The organism is Asanoa iriomotensis, from assembly GCF_016862515.1.
GTDB classification, from domain to species: Bacteria; Actinomycetota; Actinomycetes; order Mycobacteriales; family Micromonosporaceae; genus Asanoa; species Asanoa iriomotensis.
The window spans coordinates 1-17,866 of record NZ_BONC01000037.1; the positions used below are offsets into that span (position 1 = coordinate 1).

Below are 17,866 nucleotides of genomic sequence, written 5' to 3' on the forward strand. Positions count from 1 at the left end.
AGCGATCGCGGATGCGGTCCAGAAGGGACCGCCCGGTCAGGTTGCGTTCGGCGGCGAGCAGGTAGGCGACCGGTGAGGTCCGCGCCGCCCTGCGGTGGTCGCGGATCCGGCCGGCCAGGTAGGGCAGCACGGTCATCGCGACCGCCGTCCCGGCCACCGCGAGGTGACCGCCGGCGGCGGCCGCGCCTCCGACGATCGTTCCCGCCGCGGCGGGGACGTCGACCTTGAGGCCCAGCACGCCGACGGTCGAGTCGATACCCATGCCGCGCAGCGCGGCGCGGAGGTCGTCCAGTTGGGGCCGGGTCTTCTCGCGGTAGAGGGCTTCCAGGTGCGCGCGGGCGATGTCGGGGCTCTCGACGGCGGCGACCTTGGCCAACTCAGGTGCGAGGCCGGCGACGTGTCCGCGGAACGCGGAAAGCTCCGCCGCGTAGCGGTCCCGGAACGTGATCAGCTTGGCCACCGGGACGGCATAGAGATGCTTCGGCCGGACGACAGCTTCGAGGGCGACGTGCAGGTAGGCGACGTCCGGCTCGGTTGTGCCAGTGCCGCGGTCCGGGTCGCCCACAAGCAGTTCGACGGCTTGGTCGAGGGCGCCGACGGCGCGGTGCATGCTGGCGTCGTCGGTCGCCGGCGACAGTTGGTTGGCCGAGGCGATCGCGTCGGCGAGGCACGCGGTGTAGACGGCCCCGAGCGTCGGATGCAGGCCCAGCCAGGCGCCGTGCGGATCATCCCGCTCGATGGCCAGACCGGACTCCACGAGTTCGCGGTGCAGCTCGTAAGTGATCTTGGTGAGGTGGGGACCCGTGTAGATCCAGAACCGATGCCGTTCCGTGCGGTCGTGCAGGTGGTCCAGCGCGGGGTTCTGCGACGGTGGCATCTGGAACTCGCCGCGGAACGCTTGTGACCCGTAGCGTGCGACCAGCGGTGCGGAGTGTTCGGTGAGAATCCGCAGGAAGGTCGTGGCGACGCGGTGGAGGGCCGGCTGGGACGGCTTCTGGTCGGTGAGGAAGTCGGTCTCCGCGGCGATCTGCCGCACGACGTCGCTGTCGCGGTCCCAGATGTCCGTGGACCGGATCCGGACCATGCGGTCCCAGGTCAGCAGCGCGAGCGTGACCCAGTTGTCGTGCTGGAAGTGCATCCAGGGGTAGTAGAGGGCGAGCGCACTCATATCGACGCATTGTCGCATCGCCGCCAGCGCTGCACATAGCTCGTCGCCGGCGCTGGTTTCGCTCCGCGGCGCGGACCGCGCGGCTGAGCTCAGAACTCGAATCCGCCCGGGCGGGCGTTGCGGTCGGCGATCAGGCCCGCCAACGTCGCGACGGCGATCTCGGCGGGCGTGCGGGAGCCGATGTTCAGGCCGATCGGCCGGTGGACGCGGGCGATCTCCTCGTCGGCGACGCCCAGGTCGCGCAGGGGCTTGATGTGCGGGCCCTCGTGGCGGGGGTTGCCCATCAGGCCGATCCAGCGGGTCTGGCCGGCCAGCGCGTCGCGCAGCAACGCACCCAGCTCGCCGCGGTGGTGGTCGCAGACCACGACGTCGGTGTTGGCATCCAGCCCCGCGGCGTCCAACGTGGAGACCGTCTCGGGCGCGTGCGGGTCCACCTTGGTCGGGTCGGGCTCGACGAGCACGGTGCGGTAGCCCAGGTCCAGCGCATAGCGCAGCAGCTGGCCGGACATCGGCGAGGCGAAGATGGCGACCAGCGTCTTGGGCTCGTCGCGCGGTGCCGGCGCGTCGCCGTGGGCGACGGCGCAGGAGGCGTCATGCACGTGGTCGGTCACCCTTATGACTCTGCCACGACCACCTCCTCGCCGGTGGTCGCCGCGAGCGCGCGTCGGTGGCGTGCGGCCAGGGCGGCGAACGGCGCGACCGTGATCGCGCCGCCGCGGCGGCGCCAGGTGCCGGCGGCCGCGCCGTCGACCAGCACGACGCCGGGGTTGGCGGTGGCGCGCCAGACCTGCTTGCGGTGGGCCGGGTCGGGCACGAGGAGGTGGCGGTCGGTTAGCTCGAGGACCGGGTCGTGGGGCGGCAGCAGCTGGACCCCGTGGGCGCGCGGTGCGGCGCGGGCGGCATCCAGGTCGTCCGGGTGCATGACGAGCCTGCGGCCTCCGACCGACACCGGCACCAGGTCCGCGGCCACGAGGGCCCACCACCGGCGCGCGGCCGCGGGGGAGAGGGCCAACCAGGCGGCCAGCCCGTCCCGGTCGGTCGGCCCGGCACAGCGGAGGAACGCGCGGACGAGAGTGCGGCGCGCGTCCGCGGTCCCGCCCTGCGATCGGGGCGCGCCGTCCGCGGTGGTCGGGGTCGTGGCGATGAAGTCCGCGGAGCCGTTGCCGTTGGGTAGCAGGCGCAGACCCGCCGGGAGGGAGGCCAGGCGGAACAGGGCGTCGTGGACGTGGTGGGCCGCGCAGCCGGCGCACCACGGGCGTAGTCGCGGGTCGACCGTTTCCTGCAACGCCGTCGACAGGTCGCCTTTGCTCCGCCGGGCGCCGTCGGCCATCACCTCGGCCATCGCGGCCGCGACCTCGTCGAGGGCCGCCCCGATCGGCACCGGTAGCTCCGCGAAGAACGGCCCGAACTGCTGTTTGCGCAGGTCGGTGGCGTCGTCCGGGCGCAGGGCGGCGGCCAGAGCCGGCAGGTCGCCCCGTCGGTGCAGGTGCATCGCGCCGCGGGCGCCGTGCACGAGGGCCAGCTCGGCCGGGTCGCCGCCGCCACGGAGGCGCAGGGCGCGGGCGGCGCTCGTACCCGGTGGCGTGTCTTGAATGCCCGTGTCGAGGACGCCGACGTCGCCGCCCGCAGCGGTCAGTTGGTGCGCAACCACCCGGTGGGCGCGCACCTCGGCGTCGGTCAGGCGGGCGTCGGCCATGAGGGCAGGATGCCGCAGGGGTACGACAACGTACGCTCGATGCGTGACCCCGCTGACCCTCGGACCGCACCAGGTCGACCCGCCGGTGGTCCTGGCACCGATGGCCGGGATCACCAACGTGGCGTTCCGCCAGCTCTGCCGTGAGCAGGGCGGCGGCCTCTACGTCTGCGAGATGATCACCACGCGGGCGCTGGTCGAGCGGAACCCCAAGACCCTCAAGATGATCGCCTTCGCCGGCGACGAGCGCCCCCGCAGCCTCCAGCTCTACGGCGTCGACCCGGACGTGACCGCCGCCGCGGTGCGGATGGTGGTCGAGGAGGACCTGGCCGACCACGTCGACCTCAACTTCGGCTGCCCGGTGCCCAAGGTCACCCGCAAGGGTGGCGGCGCCGCCCTGCCCTGGCGCCGGCGGCTGTTCGCCCGCCTGGTCCGCGCGGCCGTCGACGCCGCCGACGGCGCCGTCCCGGTCACGGTCAAGATGCGCAAGGGCATTGACGACGATCATCTGACGTACGTGGAAGCCGGCCTGGCCGCCCAGGACGCGGGCGTGGCGGCGGTGGCGCTGCACGCCCGGACGGCTGCCCAGCGCTATTCGGGCACGGCCGACTGGGACGCGATCGCCACGCTGAAGCAGGCGCTCGACGTGCCGACCCTGGGCAACGGCGACATCTGGGAGGCCGAGGACGCCCTCCGGATGATCGCCCACACGGGCGCCGACGGCGTGGTCGTCGGCCGGGGCTGCCTGGGCCGCCCGTGGCTGTTCGCGGACCTGGAGGCGGCGTTCGCCGGCCGGCCGGAAGCGCGCAAGCTGCCGACCCTGGGCGAGGTCGCGGCGGTGTTGCGCCGCCACACGGAGCTGCTCATGACCCAGTTCGGCACCGAACGCGACGCCTGCGTCGACATCCGCAAGCACATCGCCTGGTACCTCAAGGGCTTCCCGGTAGGCGCCGAGCTCCGCCGCGCCCTGGCCATGGTCGACACGCTGGCCGAACTCGACGACCTGCTCGGCAAGCTCGACGCGGACGCACCGTTCCCGCTGGAAACCCTGGGCCAGCCCCGCGGCCGCACCAACTCCCCGGGCAAGGTCCACCTCCCCGACGGCTGGCTCGCCTCCCGCGACACGGACACGGTCCCCGAGGGAGCCGAAATGGCCGACTCCGGCGGCTAGGGCCAGGGGTTAGGGCTAGCCCAGCACGTAAGACTCGTCGCCGAACTCGGCGACGATCTTGAGTCGGCCGCCGAGGGCCTTGACGTAGGCCGCCAGGGTGTCGACCTCACTGCGGGTCAGTTCGCCCTTCTCGATCCGGGAGACCCGCGCCTGTGTCACTCCCATCGCTTTGGCGATGTCGGTCTGCGTGGCGTGCTGCCGCCGCCTGATCTCCGCGAGCCGGTAGGCCCGGGCCTGCGCGATCAACTCGTCCTTCCGCGCGGTGACCTGGTCGCGCTCCTCCGCGGAGAGCCGCAGCTCCTGCTTGAGGTCGGCCCAGGACACCGCCTGTGGGTCGTCGAGGTGGTCCATCACCGTTCACCGCCCTTCTCGCGCAACCGCTCCAGATGCTCGGCGTACGCCGCTTCCGCCCGCGGCACCGCCGCCCCGTACCAAGCCCGCCACCCGCCTGCCTTGTCGCCGCCGACGAGCAGGACGATCTGCCGGACCGGGTCGAACACGAACAACAAGCGCACCTCGCTTCGCCCGGCGGAGCCCGGCCGGAGCTCCTTGAGGTTGGCGATGCGCGAACCCTTGACCGTGTCGACCAGCGGCCGACCGAGCGCCGGCCCTTCCTCGGCCAGGGCGTCGATGGCCGCGCTGATCAGCACCAACGTGCGCCGATCGGTGTGTCGCAGCTCGTGCAACCACGACAGCACCGGCTCCACGACCACGACGGTCCAGGCCACCTCTTGCCTCCGGCATAACACTCGCATTGTATGTCTTGAGTGTTATACCCGCCAAGGTTTCATGATCGTGGCCCGTAATCGGATCGCGGGGCGGTGCTGATCCTGCGTGAATAGCTCAACCGGTCAGTGCGGTAATTTCGTGCGGGTACACGCGGTGAAGGGGGCATGGTGGCGCAGGCGATCGAGGCGGATTGGGTGGCGCGGTTTGCCGATGAGGTGATCGCCGAGGCCGACAAGCGGGCGCCCGGTAAGCCGATCGTGTGTGCCAGCGGGCTCAGTCCCTCCGGGCCCGTGCATCTGGGCAACCAGCGTGAGCTGATGACGCCCCACCTCGTCGCCGACGAGATCAGGCGGCGGGGGCGCGAAGCGCGGCACATCCTGTCCTGGGATGACTTCGACCGGTTCCGCAAGGTGCCCGCCGGTGTCGATCCCAGTTGGGCCGAGCACATCGGCAAGCCGCTGACCGCGGTGCCGGCGCCCGAGGGCAGTGAATATCCCAACTGGGCCGAGCATTTCAAGGCTCCCCTGACCGAGGCCATGACCCGGCTCGGCATCGAGGTCACACCGATCAGCCAGACCGCCATGTACACCTCCGGGGCGTACCGCGCGCAGATCCTGCACGCCATGTCGCAGCGGGCCAAGATCGATGAGGTTCTCGGCAGGTACCGCACCAAGAAGAAGCCCGGCAAGGAGATCACCAACCCCGACGAGGCCGCCGCGGCCGAGGGGTCGGGCGCGGCGAGTGAGGACGACGGTGGCACCGCGTCCGGCTACTACCCCTACAAGCCCTACTGCCAGGACTGCGGCAAGGACACCACGACCGTCACCGCGTACGACGACGCGACCACCGCATTGACCTACACCTGCGCGTGCGGCCACAGCGAGACCGTCCTGCTCAGCGAGTACAACTACGGCAAGCTGGTCTGGAAGGTCGACTGGCCCATGCGCTGGGCCTACGAGGGCGTCGTCTTCGAACCCAGCGGCGTCGACCACAGCTCGCCCGGCTCCAGCTTCGTGGTCGGCAGCCAACTCGTCCGCGAGGTCTTCCACGCCGAGCCGCCGATCGGGCCCATGTACGCCTTCGTCGGCATCAAGGGCATGGCCAAGATGAGCAGCTCCCGGGGCGGCGTGCCCACCGCGGCCGACGCTCTGGAGATCATGGAGCCGCCGCTGCTGCGTTGGCTGTACGCGCGCCGCCGCCCCAACCAGTCCTTCGACATCGCGTTCGACCAGGAGGTGCAGCGCCTCTACGACGAGTGGGACGGCCTGTCCACCCGGGTCGAGAACGGCACCGCGACCAGTGGCGATCTGGCCGCCTACGGCCGGTCCGCGAGCACCGCCGCCGGGCCGCTCCCGTTGACGCCCCGAGCGGTGCCCTACCGCACCCTCGCGTCCATCGTCGACATCACCACCGGCAACGACGACCAGACCCTGCGGATCCTGCGCGACCTGGACCCGGCCGACCCGGTCAAGGACCTCGACGAGACCCGGCCCCGGCTCGACTGCGCCGCCAACTGGGTGCGCACCCAGCTCACCCCGGACGAGCGCACCCGGGTCCGCGAGCAGCCCGACACCCTGCTCCTCGACGGCCTCGACGACGACCAGCGCACCTCGCTCGAAAAGCTCCGCGACGGGCTCGACGACCACTGGTCGCTCGACGGCCTCACGACCCTCGTCTACGGCGTACCCAAGCAGCTCCTCGGCCTGCCCGCGGACGTCAAGCCGACCCCGGAGCTCAAGGTCGCGCAGCGTTCGTTCTTCGCCCTGCTGTACCGCCTGTTGATCGGCAAGGAGACCGGGCCCCGGCTGCCCACGCTGCTGCTGGCCACCGGCGCCGACCGGGTCCGCCTCCTGCTCGGCGGGTAATAGGCTCGGAGGTAGGGGAGGGCACCGCACCGGCCGACCTGAGGAGGTCGTCCGATGAAGGGCAGCGTCACCCATTTCGAGATCCCGGCCGACGACGTCACGCGGGCGGAGCGTTTCTACCACGATGCGTTCGGGTGGAACATTCAGGACATGCCCGAGATGTCGTACGCGATGCTGGGCACCACGCCGAGCGGGCAGGACGGGCGTCCCAAGGACCCCGGCGCGATCAACGGCGGGATGATGAAGCGCAGCGGCCTGTTCACCGCGCCGGTCGTCACGATCGACGTCGACGACATCGACGAGGCGCTCGCGACCGTGGAGAAGAACGGCGGCAAGACCCGGATGGGTCGGCAGGCCGTCGGCGACATGGGGTTCACGGGCTACTTCGCCGACACCGAAGGCAACCTGATCGGACTCTGGCAGTCGGCCCGTTAACGGGGGGCGCACTGCGCGGGAATGCGCGGGAAAACGCTCCCAGAGCCGCCTGTGTGCGTAGCGTTGTGCCAATAGTCACCGAGGGCTCCCAACGAGCCGCATACCTCGCTTAACCTGCGCCCACGGTGGGAATGGTTACTGACTGGTCGTTCAGCGTTGAGCGCGTGGGAGGACACCGGTGACAAAGTTCGTCTATGGCTTCGCGGAAGGGAACAAGGATCTTCGCGATCTGCTCGGCGGTAAGGGCGCGAACCTCGCGGAGATGACCAACATCGGGTTGCCGGTGCCACCCGGCTTCACCATCACGACGGAGGCCTGCCGGGCCTACCTCGACTCCGGGCATCAGCCGGCGGGGCTGGCGGAGGAGATCGCCACCCATCTGGACGCGCTGGAATCGGCGATGGGGCGCAAGCTGGGCGAGCCCGGCGACCCGTTGCTGGTCTCGGTGCGCTCCGGTGCCGCGTTCTCGATGCCCGGCATGATGGAGACGGTCCTCAACGTCGGGCTCAACGACGCCTCGGTCGACGGGCTGTCGCGGCAGGCGGGTGGCAACGACCGGTTCGCCTGGGACTCGTACCGGCGGCTGATCCAGATGTTCGGCAAGACCGTCTGTGACGTGCCGGGTGACGAGTTCGAACACGCGATAGACGCCGCCAAGCGGGCCAAGGGGACCCACGACGACCTCGACCTCGACGCCGGTGACCTGCGCGCCCTGGTCGACGGGTACAAGCAGATCTTCGCGAAGCACACGGGCCGGGAGTTCCCGCAGGACCCGAAGGAGCAGCTCGACCTCGCGATCCGGGCCGTCTTCGAGTCGTGGAACGCGGACCGGGCGGTGCTCTACCGCCGCCAGGAGCGGATCCCGGCCGACCTCGGCACGGCGGTCAACGTCGTGGCCATGGTGTTCGGCAACCTCGGCTCCGACTCCGGCACCGGCGTCGCGTTCACCCGCGACCCGGCCTCCGGCGCGCAGGGCGTCTACGGCGACTACCTGGCCAACGCACAGGGCGAGGACGTGGTCGCCGGCATCCGCAACACCGTGCCGCTGCAGGATCTCGAACGGCTCGACAAGACGTCGTACGACGACCTGATGCGGATCATGGCCACGCTGGAGGAGCACTACCGGGACCTCTGCGACATCGAGTTCACCATCGAGCGCGGCAAGCTCTGGATGCTGCAGACCCGGGTCGGCAAGCGCACCGCGGCGGCCGCGTTCATCATCGCCGGCCAGCTCGTCGACGAAGGCGTGATCGACCTCGACGAGGCGCTGTCCCGGGTCAACGGTGCGCAGCTCGGGCAGCTGATGTTCCCGAGGTTCGACCTGTCCGACGAGCCGGGCCAGCTGTCGAAGGGGATCGGCGCCTCGCCGGGCGCGGCCGTCGGCAAGGTGGTGTTCGACGCGCAGACCGCCAAGGAGCTGGCGGCCGGCGGCGACGACGTGATCCTGGTGCGGCGCGAGACCAACCCCGACGACCTGCCCGGGATGATCGCCGCCCAGGGCATCCTGACCTCCCGGGGCGGCAAGACCAGCCACGCGGCGGTGGTCGCCCGGGGCATGGGCAAGACCTGCGTGTGCGGCGCCGACGCGCTCGACGTCGACGTGCGCGGGCAGCGGTTCACGGTCGGCGGCCAGACGGTCGAGCAGGGCGACGTGATCTCGATCGACGGCACCACAGGAAGGATCTACCTCGGCGAGGTGCCGGTGCAGCCGTCCGAGGTCGTGCGCTACTTCGAGGGCACGCTCGACCCGGAGCGCACCGACGACGCCCTGGTCAAGGCCGTCCACCGGATCATGTCGCACGCCGACGCCAAGCGTCGCCTGGCGGTGCGGGCCAACAGCGACACCGGCACCGACTCGGCCCGGGCCCGGCGGTTCGGCGCACAGGGCATCGGGCTGTGCCGCACCGAGCACATGTTCCTCGGCGACCGGCGGGAGTTGGTCGAGCGGCTGATCCTCGCGGCGACGCCGCAGGAGCGGGAGGCGGCCCTCGCCGAGCTGTTGCCGCTGCAGCGCAGCGACTTCGTGGAGATCTTCCGCGAGATGGACGGGCTGCCGGTCACGATCCGCCTGATCGATCCGCCGCTGCACGAGTTCCTGCCCTCGCTGGAGGAGCTGGCCGTGCACGTCGCGGTCGCCCATGAGCGCGGCCAGGACGCCGGCCGCGACGAGAAGCTGCTCGCGGCGGTGCGCCGGATGCACGAGGAGAACCCGATGTTGGGCCTGCGCGGCGTCCGGCTCGGCCTGGTCATCCCGGGGCTGTTCGCGATGCAGGTGCGGGCGATCGTCGAGGCGGCCGTCCACCGGGCACGGGACGGCGGCTCGCCCCGGCCCGAGATCATGGTGCCGCTGGTCGGCGCCGTCCAGGAGCTGGAGACGGTACGCACGGAGGCCGAGCGGATCATCGCCGAGGTGGTCGGTGACAGCGGCGTCGAGGTGCTGGTCGGCACGATGATCGAGGTGCCGCGGGCGGCGCTGACCGCCGGCCAGATCGCCGAGGCGGCGCAGTTCTTCTCGTTCGGCACCAACGACCTGACCCAGATGGCCTGGGGCTTCAGCCGCGACGACGTCGAGGGCGCGTTCTTCTGGCGCTATCTCGAGCTGGGCATCTTCGGCATCTCGCCGTTCGAGTCGATCGACCGCGACGGGGTCGGCCGGCTGGTGCGGATCGCGGTCGACGAGGGCCGCGCGGCCCGCCCGGACCTCAAGCTGGGCGTCTGCGGCGAGCACGGCGGCGACCCCGAATCGGTGCACTTCTTCCACGAGGTCGGGCTCGACTACGTGTCCTGCTCGCCGTTCCGGGTGCCGATCGCCCGGCTGGAGGCGGGCCGCGCCGCGGTCGAGTCGTCGGGCTCCGACAGCCGCTGACGCTTGCAAGGAACGGTCCGTTGTTAACGCTATGCGTTAACAACGGACCGTTCCTTTCGCTTAGAGCTCCATCTCCGCTTCGATCTTGCGGAGCTGGTGGCGGGCCATCGCGAGGTTGGCCCGGCTGCGGTTCAGGGCGATGTAGAGGAACAGGCCCTTGCCGGCGCGCCCGGTGAGCAACCGGATCAGGTGGTACTGGGAGTCGAGGGTGATCAGGATGTCCTCGATCGCCTCCTTGAGGCCGAGCATCTCCAGGGTGCGCAGCTTCGCCCGCACCACGTCGGTGTTGCCGGCCGCCGCGACGGTCAGGTCGAGGTCCTTGCCTCCGCCGACCACACCCAGCGACATGCCGCTGGTGTAGTCGACGAGCGCGACACCGATCGCGCCCTCGATCGTCATGCACTCCTTGAGTGCGGTGTCCATGTCTGCCATGAGCCTGTCCTCCGTTGTGTTCGGGTCTGCGGACCTCGGTCGTCGAAGCCGAACGACGACCGGGCCGGTTGATCAGGACCGGGCTGCGCTGGGTCGTCCCGATCCGGTGGGGCGGGTGGTGCGGCGGGGCAGCGGTTCTCGCGCCGGTGGCGCCGGCGGTGGATTGGCATCGGGGGCGCGCCCCGGGGGTTGGGCGGTCAGCGCCTCGACGAGCGCGCCGAGGCGGTGTGCCGCGATGCGGGCGGCACGGTGCACCAGGGCCAGGTTGGCCTGTGGCACCGCGACCACCGTGAGCAGCGCGGTGCCGGCCGCGTAGCTGATCAGGCAGCCGCCCTCGGCCTGGATCACCGTCTCGCGGTGGGCGCCGAGGCCGACCGTTTCGGCGAACCGCCGGCCGAGACCGACGGTGGCCGCCGCCATCGCGGCGATGGTGTCGGGCTCGACCCGGTCGACGTCGCTCGCGATGAGCAGGCCGTCCGGCCCGGCGAGGACCGATCCGACCACGTCCGGGACCTCGCGCAGCGCACGCAGCGCGGTGGCGATGGCGCGATCGGTGTCCACTGGCGGTCTCTCTCCTTCGGTCTGGATGACGGCGGCCGACCCAACCGGCGGCCCCCTGCTCATGCTCGGGCCTCGCTTCGCGAGACCCGGCATTCGCCCGCAGCACTGAGCTGGCTGATTCGCTCGCTGCGCTCGCTCATCGGAGGGCCTTCAAGGCGGTGCGGATGCGCTTGAGCAGTGCCTCGTCGGCCGTGACGGGCGGTGCGGGGGCGCTGTCCGGCAGGTCGTCCGTCATGGTGGGTAGTCGTTCGCCCGGCTCGCGCCGGGGCAGGGCGGGCAGCGATCCCGGCGGGGCCGGCGCCGGGACCGCGGCACGGATGGGGAGGGCACCGTCGCCGTTGGTTTCGGCCGGCGGCCGCCGCCGGGGCATGGCGACCGGCGGCGCCGCCGGAGCAGGCGGATCGACCTGGTCGGTGTACGGGATCGCGGGAACCGGGCGCTTGATCGGCGCGTTCTGGACCGGCAGCGGGATGGCGCCTGCCGGCAGGGCGATCAGGCCGGCCGCGGCCAGCCGGCGCACCTCGGTCAGCACGGCGTAGCCGGCCCGACCGAGCTTGCGGGCCAGCGCGACGGGCGTGAGCGTGCCGTCGGCCTGCCCGACGATCTCCCACTGCAGCGCGGAGAGCACCACCCGCGGCACGGGCGGCCGCCGGACCGGGATGACCGGGCCGTGGTCGACACCCGGCTCGGCGTAGATCTCGTCGAGCAGCTTGCGCCGCCGGGCCGCCTCCCGGGCCAGGAGTGCCGGGTCGATCGAGGTCACCGCGCCCATCCCATGTGTCTCGCCGTCGACGAACCGGAGCAGCGCGCTGGCCGAGCCGAGCGCGAAGTACGCAGCGTCGTAGATCGCGCCGAGCACGCACAGCTCGAGCTCGCCGTGCGTGAGGTGGCCCTGCTGGACCAGCCACGCGCTGGGTCGCACGTCGGACTTGCCGGCGGCGCCACCGGTGGCCAGCGCGGTCAGCCAGGTCTCGGGTGCCAGCCGGTCCGAGGCGGTGAGCAGGTCGCCGATGCTCGGCGAGCTGCCGGACTCCGCGAACACCACCTCGCCGGCGACCAGGTAGAGGCAGTCGTCGGTGCCGATGTGCAGCGCGCCCGTGGCGCCGGCGCCGGCCAGCAGGGTCAGGGCGCGCCGCGGCGAGCCCGTGCGGGGTATCCGGACGGACTTGGCCAACGCTCCTCCTGACCCCTCGATTCGTGGGGGCGTTCCGGATCTAGGGGACATGTCCCGGTCGGCGAGGGCCGCGCGAAGGTGGGTGGCCACGGTTGCGCTGGGTCTCAGGCCGCGACTAGGTCGTCGGCGAGGATGCGGATCCGTCGCTGAGCGACGGCCAGGTTGCCCTCGTGGCGATCCAGCCACACGTAGAGCAGCAACCGGCTGTCGAAGTCGGTGCGGATCATCCGTAGCAGGTGGTAGCCACCATGCGTGGTGATCACCACGTCCTCGACCAGGTCGTTGGGGCGCGTCGACGCGAACGGGGCGCGGTTGATCGCCGCGTGGATGACGTCGGACGAGCCGGCGGCGGAGGCATCGGGGTCGCCGGTGGGCGCGTTGCCCGCCCACGCGAGCGCGAAACCGGTCGTGTAGTCGACCACGCTCGCCCCGATGGCGCCAGGGATGGTCATCGCCTGCCGGAGGCAGTCGTCTATGCCGGACACACGTGCTCCTCCACCCGGGCGGTGCCTCGGTGCGCCAGCTCCGGCCAGAGGGCGCGCGAGAATCCCGGGACGGGTCGGGGCCGGCGGCGGTGCCGGCCATGACAATGTGCTCCCAGGAAACTACTCCCGGGCGAAGATCGTCCGCAGCAGTCTCACCCTCGGCGATCGGGCCGCAACTCTCGACTGATCGGGTGTTGCAAATCGGGCGGAGATGGGCATGTGCCGCTCCGAGCGCTGATGACGACCGAACGGGCGCACCGGCGATCGTGCGCGTAACCTGGCGGACACCTCTTCGTTTCCGTCCGTCCGTGCCGTCCGCATCGGAGGTTATACATGGGCAACCGCTGGGAGAACCTGGTGGTGGACGCGCGCGACCCGGCTCGGCTCGCCCGGTGGTGGGCCGAGGCGCTCAGCTACCAGATCACCTACGACAAGCCCGACGAGGTGGAGATCCGGCGGATGCCCGACGAGCTGCCCGGGCTGGTCTTCGTGCCCGTGGCGGAGGGCAAGGAGGTCAAGAACCGGCTGCACATCGACCTGCGCCCCGACGACCAGGAGGCCGAGGTCGAGCGCCTGGTCGACATGGGCGCCCGGCACGTCGACATCGGACAGTCGTCCGGCGTGTCCTGGATCGTGCTGGCCGACCCGGAGGGCAACGAGTTCTGCGTGCTGTCGCCGAAACGCTAGCGTTGACCATGTGACCTCCGGCGATGACCGACGCTGGGTGCCCGAGCCGGCCAAGGACACCGGCGCCGGGCGCAGCCCGTTCGAGCGCGACCGTGCCCGCGTGCTGCACTCGGCGGCGTTCCGCCGGCTCGCGGCCAAGACCCAGGTGCACATGGCGGGCACCGACGACTTCCTGCGCACCCGCCTCACCCACTCGCTCGAGGTCGCCCAGATCGCGCGCGAGATGGGCGCCCGGCTCGGCTGCGACCCCGACGTGGTCGACGTGGCCGGGCTCGCGCACGACCTCGGCCACCCGCCGTTCGGGCACAACGGTGAGGCCGCCCTCGACGACCTGGCCCGCGACTGCGGCGGCTTCGAGGGCAACGCGCAGACGCTGCGGGTGCTGACCCGGCTGGAGGCCAAGGTGCTCGGCGCCGGCCTCAACCTGACCCGGGCGGCCCTGGACGCGACCTGCAAATATCCCTGGCCGCGGAAACCCGGAACGCGCAAGTTCGGCGTGTACGCCGACGACCTGCCGGTCTTCGAGTGGCTCCGGGCGGGCGCGCCCGAGCCGGAACGGCGCTGCCTGGAGGCCCAGGTGATGGACTGGGCCGACGACGTCGCCTATTCGGTGCACGACGTCGAGGACGGCATTCACGGCGGCTACGTGCCGGTGCGCCGGCTGCTGGACGACGCCGACGAGCGGTCGGCGGTCTGCCGGGCGGCGGCGGAGACCTACACGCCGGAGCAGCCGGCGACCCTGGCGCCGGTGCTCGACGAGCTGCTCGCGGATCCGGTGCTGGGCGCGGTCGCCGACTACGACGGCAGCCACGGGTCCCAGGCCGCGCTCAAGCGGCTGACGAGCGTGCTGACCGGGCGGTTCGTGGCCGCCGCGGTCGAGGCGACGCGGGCCGCGCACGGCGCCGGGGAGCTGCGCCGCTACGCGGCCGACCTGGTCGTGCCCGACCGGATCCGGGCACAGTGCGCGCTGCTCAAGGCCATCGCGCTGCGCTACGTGATGCGCCGGCCCGGTGCGCACGAGCGCTACGAGCGCCAGCGGGCCGTGCTGACCGAGCTGGTCGCGGTGCTGGCCGACCGGGCACCGGGCGGGCTGGACCCGGCGTTCGGCGCCGCGTGGAAGACGGCCGCCGACGACCCGGCCCGGCTGCGGGTCGTCGTCGACCAGGTGGCCTCACTGACCGACCCGGCCGCCGTCGACTGGCACTACCGCCTGACCCGCTAGTGCACGGGCAGATCGCGTTTAGTGCACGGGCAGATCGCGCAGGGCCAGGGCGCCGACCGCCTGGGCTCGCACGGCGAACGCGCCGGGAGTCAGCCGCACCTGTCTGGACGGCTCCTCGTCGGAGCGTGCCCGCCGGCGGCCGTGCCGGCGGCGGGTGACCCGGTTGAACAGCCGCTTGCGGTCGGCCTCGGCGATCAGCTCGCGCTGGTGGTCGTGCGCGGCGATGAGCATGAGTTCGGGGTGCTGGTACATCGCGGGCTCCTTCTTCTCGATGTGTCCATCCTGTTCGGACGGGCGCACCGCGACATCGGCAGCGACTCCCTAACTTCCGCCCACCACCCTCCTTAGCGGGCCGACCGGCGGCGCCTAGGTATACCTAGTGGGTCAGCAGATAGAAGCGGAAGAAGCCGAAGTCGTCGATCGGCAGCACGTCGACGCCGCTGAAGCCGGCCTCCCGGGCGTACCCGCGCAGCGTGTTCGGGCGCATCACGGTGCCGGTGCCCACCGACTCCGGGTCGGTCATGCTGTCCGGCAGGCAGACCAGCGTGCTGAAGCCGTACATCAGCCGCTCGACGTCGTCGCCGGGTGCCTCGAACGCCTCGCCCACGGCTTCGTCCATCACCACGACCGGCGCGCCGGGCCGGACCGCACCGCGCATCGCCGCCAGCACCGACGCCGGCCTGGGCAGGTCGTGTACGCACTCGAAGGCGAACGCCGCGTCGTACCCGCCGTCGCCGGGCAGCCCGCCACCGGCGTCGACCTCGTGGAAGCTCACCCGGTCGCGCAGCCCCGCCTCCCGCGCGTTCGCGTTGGCCATCGCCACCGACGGCTTGTCGACGTCGAACCCGTCGACGGTCGCGGACGGATAGGCCCGGGCCAGCGCGATCGACGACCAGCCGCCACCGCAGCCGACGTCGGCGATCCGGGCGCCCGGCCGGCCCAGCGCGGCGTCCAGCGGCGCGACGCCGGCCAGCGCGCGAGGCAGGGCCTGCTCGAACCACGGCCGGTTGATGTCGGCCTGCGCCTCGCGCATCTCGGTGCCGTACGCCGCCCAGGACACCCCGCCGCCGTCCCGGTACGCGGAGACCAGTGCCGGCAACTGCACCGCGGCCGCGGCGAAGGTGCGGGCGAGGGGCGCGAGGTAGTTGAGGCTCGTGGCGTCGGTGAGCACCTCGGCGGCACCGGGCGGCAGGGCGAACTGGCCGTCGCCGACCGTGGTGAGGATGCCGTAGGACGCCTGCTGTTCGAGCCACTCGTGCGCGTACCGCCGCGTGCCGCCGGCGCGGGCCACCAGCGCCGAGGCGTCGGCGGGGCCGCCCTCGGCCAGCGCCCGGTACCAGCCGAGCCGGTCGCCCAGGTAGACCGAGAGCAACTCGGCCGTGCCGAGCGCGCTGCGGAACAGGCGGTCGGCGAACTCTTCCGTCGTCTGTGTCATCCGTCGGACGCTAGCCATCGCGGGGACACCGCACCGCGTAAAACGCCACAGAGCGTGGTTTCTGGTTGACTGTCGGCATGACGACCGACCGGGTTTTCGTGATCGTGGGCGCGTCGCTGGCCGGCGCCCGAGCCGCACAGACCCTGCGCGAGGAGGGCTTCGACGGCCGGGTCGTGCTGATCGGCGCGGAGCCGCACCGGCCCTACGAGCGCCCGGCGCTGTCCAAGGGCTACCTGCTCGGCAAGGACGAGCGGCAGAAGGCGTTCGCCAACGAGGACGACTTCTACGCTGCGCAGGGCATCGAGCTGCGGCTGGGCACGCGGGTGACCTCGGTCGATCCGGCCGCGCACCAGGTGACGCTCGACGACGCCGAGACCCTCGGCTACGACAAGCTGCTGCTGGCCACGGGTTCGTCGCCGCGCACCCTGGACCTGCCCGGCGGCGAGGGCCCGCGGATCCACCACCTGCGCACGATCGACGAGTCCGAGGCGCTGGCCGCGACCCTGCGGGCCGGTGACCCGGTCGTGGTGATCGGCGCCGGCTGGATCGGGCTCGAGGTCGCCGCCGCCGCGCGCGGCTTCGGCTGCGACGTGACCGTGGTCGAGACCGACCGGGCGCCGCTGCGGCAGGTGCTCGGCGACGAGGTGGCCGGGGTCTTCCGCGCGCTGCACGAGGCGCACGGCGTCGACTTCCGGTTCGGCACCCAGGCGCGCGAGCTGGGCGGCATCGGCGACCGGGTGACCCACGCCGTGCTCGACGACAACACCGAGGTGCCGGCGTCGGCGGCGCTGATCGCGGTGGGCATCACGCCCAACGTCGAGCTCGCCCGCGCCGCGGGCCTGCCGGTCGACGACGGCGTGGTCACGGACGCGGCGCTGCGCACCAGCGACACCGACGTCTACGCCTGCGGCGACGTGGCCTCCAGCTATCACCCGCTGTTCCACCAGCACATCCGGGTCGAGCACTGGGCCAACGCGCTCAACGGTGGGCCGGCGGCGGCCCGCTCGATGCTCGGCCAGGACGTCTCGTACGACCGCCTGCCCTATTTCTTCACCGACCAGTACGACCTCGGCATGGAGCTGGCCGGCTGGTTCCCCCGCGGCGGCTACGACCGCGTGGTGTTCCGCGGTGATCCGTCCATCGTGGACGGCAAGGCCCCGGAGTTCATCGCCTTCTGGACCCGGCACGGCCACGTCCTGGCGGGGATGAACGTCAACGTTTGGGACGTGCAGGACGATATTCAGAAACTCGTGCGGGCCGGCTACACCGGCAAGGATGTCGACCTGGACCGCCTCGCGGACCCCAGCGTGCCCCTCGACACGCTTCTTGCCGAATAGCACGCGGGATTTCCTGATCACCCTCGTCGCGCCGACCGGGTTGGCGATGCTGAAGCTCTGGCGAGAGCCGAGGAGCGAGCGATGGCAATCAACCAGTCGACCGCGGCCGCGGTCACCGGCGTGCGGGGTCCGCAGGACGTACCGGTCACCCTCGACGTCAACGGGTCGACCCACGCGATCGAGCTGGAACCACGTGTCAGCCTGCTCGACGCGCTGCGTGAGCATCTTGACCTGACCGGCACCAAGAAGGGCTGCGACCAGGGCACCTGCGGTGCGTGCACGGTGTGGATGGACGGGCGCCGGGTGCTGTCGTGCCTGACGTTGGCGATGTCGTGCGAGGGGCACCAGATCGCCACGATCGAGGGCATCGCCCAGGACGGGCGGCTGCACCCGATGCAGCAGGCGTTCATCGACCACGACGCCTTCCAGTGCGGCTACTGCACGCCCGGGCAGATCATGTCGGCGATCGCGCTGATCCGCGAGGGCAACGCCACCACCGACGCGGACATCGCCGAGCACATGAGCGGCAACATCTGCCGGTGCCAGGCGTACCCGAACATCCACGCGGCGATCCGCGAGGTGCGCGACGCGGACGACGGGGGTTGA

19 protein-coding genes are annotated in these 17,866 nt (G+C 71.7%); 8 read left to right on the top strand and 11 right to left on the bottom strand.

Annotated elements, in window-relative coordinates:
* From Air01nite_RS24355 to Air01nite_RS24365, 3 genes are all read right to left on the bottom strand, one after another.
* A partial coding sequence (locus Air01nite_RS24355; protein ID WP_203705506.1) for a DUF6236 family protein occupies positions 1-1,168 on the bottom strand: 1,168 nt, incomplete at its 3' end.
* Positions 1,169-1,257: 89 nt separating this feature from the next.
* On the bottom strand, positions 1,258-1,779 hold the full coding sequence (locus Air01nite_RS24360) for an XdhC family protein (RefSeq protein WP_239090935.1): 522 nt from the start codon (positions 1,777-1,779) through the stop codon (positions 1,258-1,260).
* 2 nt (positions 1,780-1,781) lie between these two features.
* Positions 1,782-2,864: a DNA glycosylase AlkZ-like family protein gene (locus tag Air01nite_RS24365; protein ID WP_203705507.1), complete on the bottom strand. Its 1,083-nt coding sequence runs from the start codon at positions 2,862-2,864 to the stop codon at positions 1,782-1,784.
* Here Air01nite_RS24365 and dusB point away from each other — a divergent pair.
* Positions 2,863-4,032, top strand: coding sequence for a tRNA dihydrouridine synthase DusB (dusB, locus tag Air01nite_RS24370; RefSeq protein ID WP_203705508.1), 1,170 nt, complete (start codon positions 2,863-2,865; stop codon positions 4,030-4,032). The genes Air01nite_RS24365 and dusB overlap by 2 nt on opposite strands.
* A 15-nt stretch (positions 4,033-4,047) precedes the next feature.
* Here dusB and Air01nite_RS24375 read toward each other — a convergent pair whose 3' ends face one another.
* Together Air01nite_RS24375 and Air01nite_RS24380 are read right to left on the bottom strand one after the other, a co-directional pair.
* Positions 4,048-4,383, bottom strand: coding sequence for an XRE family transcriptional regulator (locus Air01nite_RS24375; RefSeq protein WP_203705509.1), 336 nt, complete (start codon positions 4,381-4,383; stop codon positions 4,048-4,050).
* Positions 4,383-4,760: a type II toxin-antitoxin system RelE/ParE family toxin gene (locus tag Air01nite_RS24380; RefSeq protein ID WP_425546846.1), complete on the bottom strand. Its 378-nt coding sequence runs from the start codon at positions 4,758-4,760 to the stop codon at positions 4,383-4,385. The genes Air01nite_RS24375 and Air01nite_RS24380 overlap by 1 nt, the downstream gene beginning before the upstream one ends.
* A 165-nt stretch (positions 4,761-4,925) precedes the next feature.
* Between Air01nite_RS24380 and lysS the strand changes: the two genes are divergently transcribed.
* The 3 genes from lysS to ppdK all read left to right on the top strand — a co-directional run bounded on the left by lysS (position 4,926) and on the right by ppdK (position 9,927).
* On the top strand, positions 4,926-6,626 hold the full coding sequence (gene lysS / locus Air01nite_RS24385) for a lysine--tRNA ligase (protein ID WP_239090936.1): 1,701 nt from the start codon (positions 4,926-4,928) through the stop codon (positions 6,624-6,626).
* A gap of 54 nt (positions 6,627-6,680) precedes the next feature.
* Entirely contained in the window at positions 6,681-7,061 is a 381-nt protein-coding gene (locus Air01nite_RS24390; RefSeq protein ID WP_203705511.1) for a VOC family protein, read from the top strand.
* A 178-nt stretch (positions 7,062-7,239) separates the two neighbouring features.
* Entirely contained in the window at positions 7,240-9,927 is a 2,688-nt protein-coding gene (gene ppdK / locus Air01nite_RS24395) for a pyruvate, phosphate dikinase (protein ID WP_203705512.1), read from the top strand.
* Positions 9,928-9,987: 60 nt separating this feature from the next.
* On the opposite strand, the gene Air01nite_RS24400 is transcribed toward ppdK, so the two are convergent.
* The 4 genes from Air01nite_RS24400 to Air01nite_RS24415 all read right to left on the bottom strand — a co-directional run bounded on the left by Air01nite_RS24400 (position 9,988) and on the right by Air01nite_RS24415 (position 12,579).
* The gene (locus tag Air01nite_RS24400; protein WP_203705513.1) at positions 9,988-10,359 is read right to left on the bottom strand and encodes a hypothetical protein; all 372 of its coding nucleotides are present in this window, start codon (positions 10,357-10,359) and stop codon (positions 9,988-9,990) included.
* Between the two features lie 72 nt (positions 10,360-10,431).
* Positions 10,432-10,920 carry a roadblock/LC7 domain-containing protein gene (locus tag Air01nite_RS24405; protein WP_239090937.1) on the bottom strand — a complete coding sequence of 163 codons (489 nt, stop codon included), beginning with the start codon at positions 10,918-10,920 and terminating at the stop codon, positions 10,432-10,434.
* 136 nt (positions 10,921-11,056) lie between these two features.
* Positions 11,057-12,094 (bottom strand): ADAM 12 protein, encoded by a 1,038-nt coding sequence (locus Air01nite_RS24410; protein ID WP_203705515.1) that lies wholly within the window; start codon positions 12,092-12,094, stop codon positions 11,057-11,059.
* A gap of 104 nt (positions 12,095-12,198) precedes the next feature.
* Positions 12,199-12,579 (bottom strand): hypothetical protein, encoded by a 381-nt coding sequence (locus tag Air01nite_RS24415; RefSeq protein WP_089249152.1) that lies wholly within the window; start codon positions 12,577-12,579, stop codon positions 12,199-12,201.
* Between the two features lie 333 nt (positions 12,580-12,912).
* Between Air01nite_RS24415 and Air01nite_RS24420 the strand changes: the two genes are divergently transcribed.
* Both Air01nite_RS24420 and Air01nite_RS24425 read left to right on the top strand, forming a co-directional pair.
* Entirely contained in the window at positions 12,913-13,266 is a 354-nt protein-coding gene (locus Air01nite_RS24420) for a VOC family protein (RefSeq protein WP_203705517.1), read from the top strand.
* 10 nt (positions 13,267-13,276) lie between these two features.
* Positions 13,277-14,488, top strand: coding sequence for a deoxyguanosinetriphosphate triphosphohydrolase (locus tag Air01nite_RS24425; protein ID WP_203705519.1), 1,212 nt, complete (start codon positions 13,277-13,279; stop codon positions 14,486-14,488).
* 18 nt (positions 14,489-14,506) lie between these two features.
* Here the strand turns inward: Air01nite_RS24425 and Air01nite_RS24430 are convergent, their stop codons facing one another.
* Both Air01nite_RS24430 and Air01nite_RS24435 read right to left on the bottom strand, forming a co-directional pair.
* Entirely contained in the window at positions 14,507-14,740 is a 234-nt protein-coding gene (locus tag Air01nite_RS24430) for a hypothetical protein (protein ID WP_203705521.1), read from the bottom strand.
* Between the two features lie 124 nt (positions 14,741-14,864).
* A complete protein-coding gene (locus Air01nite_RS24435) occupies positions 14,865-15,923 on the bottom strand; it encodes a class I SAM-dependent methyltransferase (protein WP_203705522.1) in 1,059 nt (352 codons plus the stop codon).
* 77 nt (positions 15,924-16,000) lie between these two features.
* On the opposite strand from Air01nite_RS24435, the gene Air01nite_RS24440 reads away from it, so the two are divergent.
* The gene (locus Air01nite_RS24440; RefSeq protein ID WP_203705524.1) at positions 16,001-17,260 is read left to right on the top strand and encodes an NAD(P)/FAD-dependent oxidoreductase; all 1,260 of its coding nucleotides are present in this window, start codon (positions 16,001-16,003) and stop codon (positions 17,258-17,260) included.
* 81 nt (positions 17,261-17,341) lie between these two features.
* Positions 17,342-17,866: a (2Fe-2S)-binding protein gene (locus Air01nite_RS24445; protein ID WP_203705525.1), complete on the top strand. Its 525-nt coding sequence runs from the start codon at positions 17,342-17,344 to the stop codon at positions 17,864-17,866.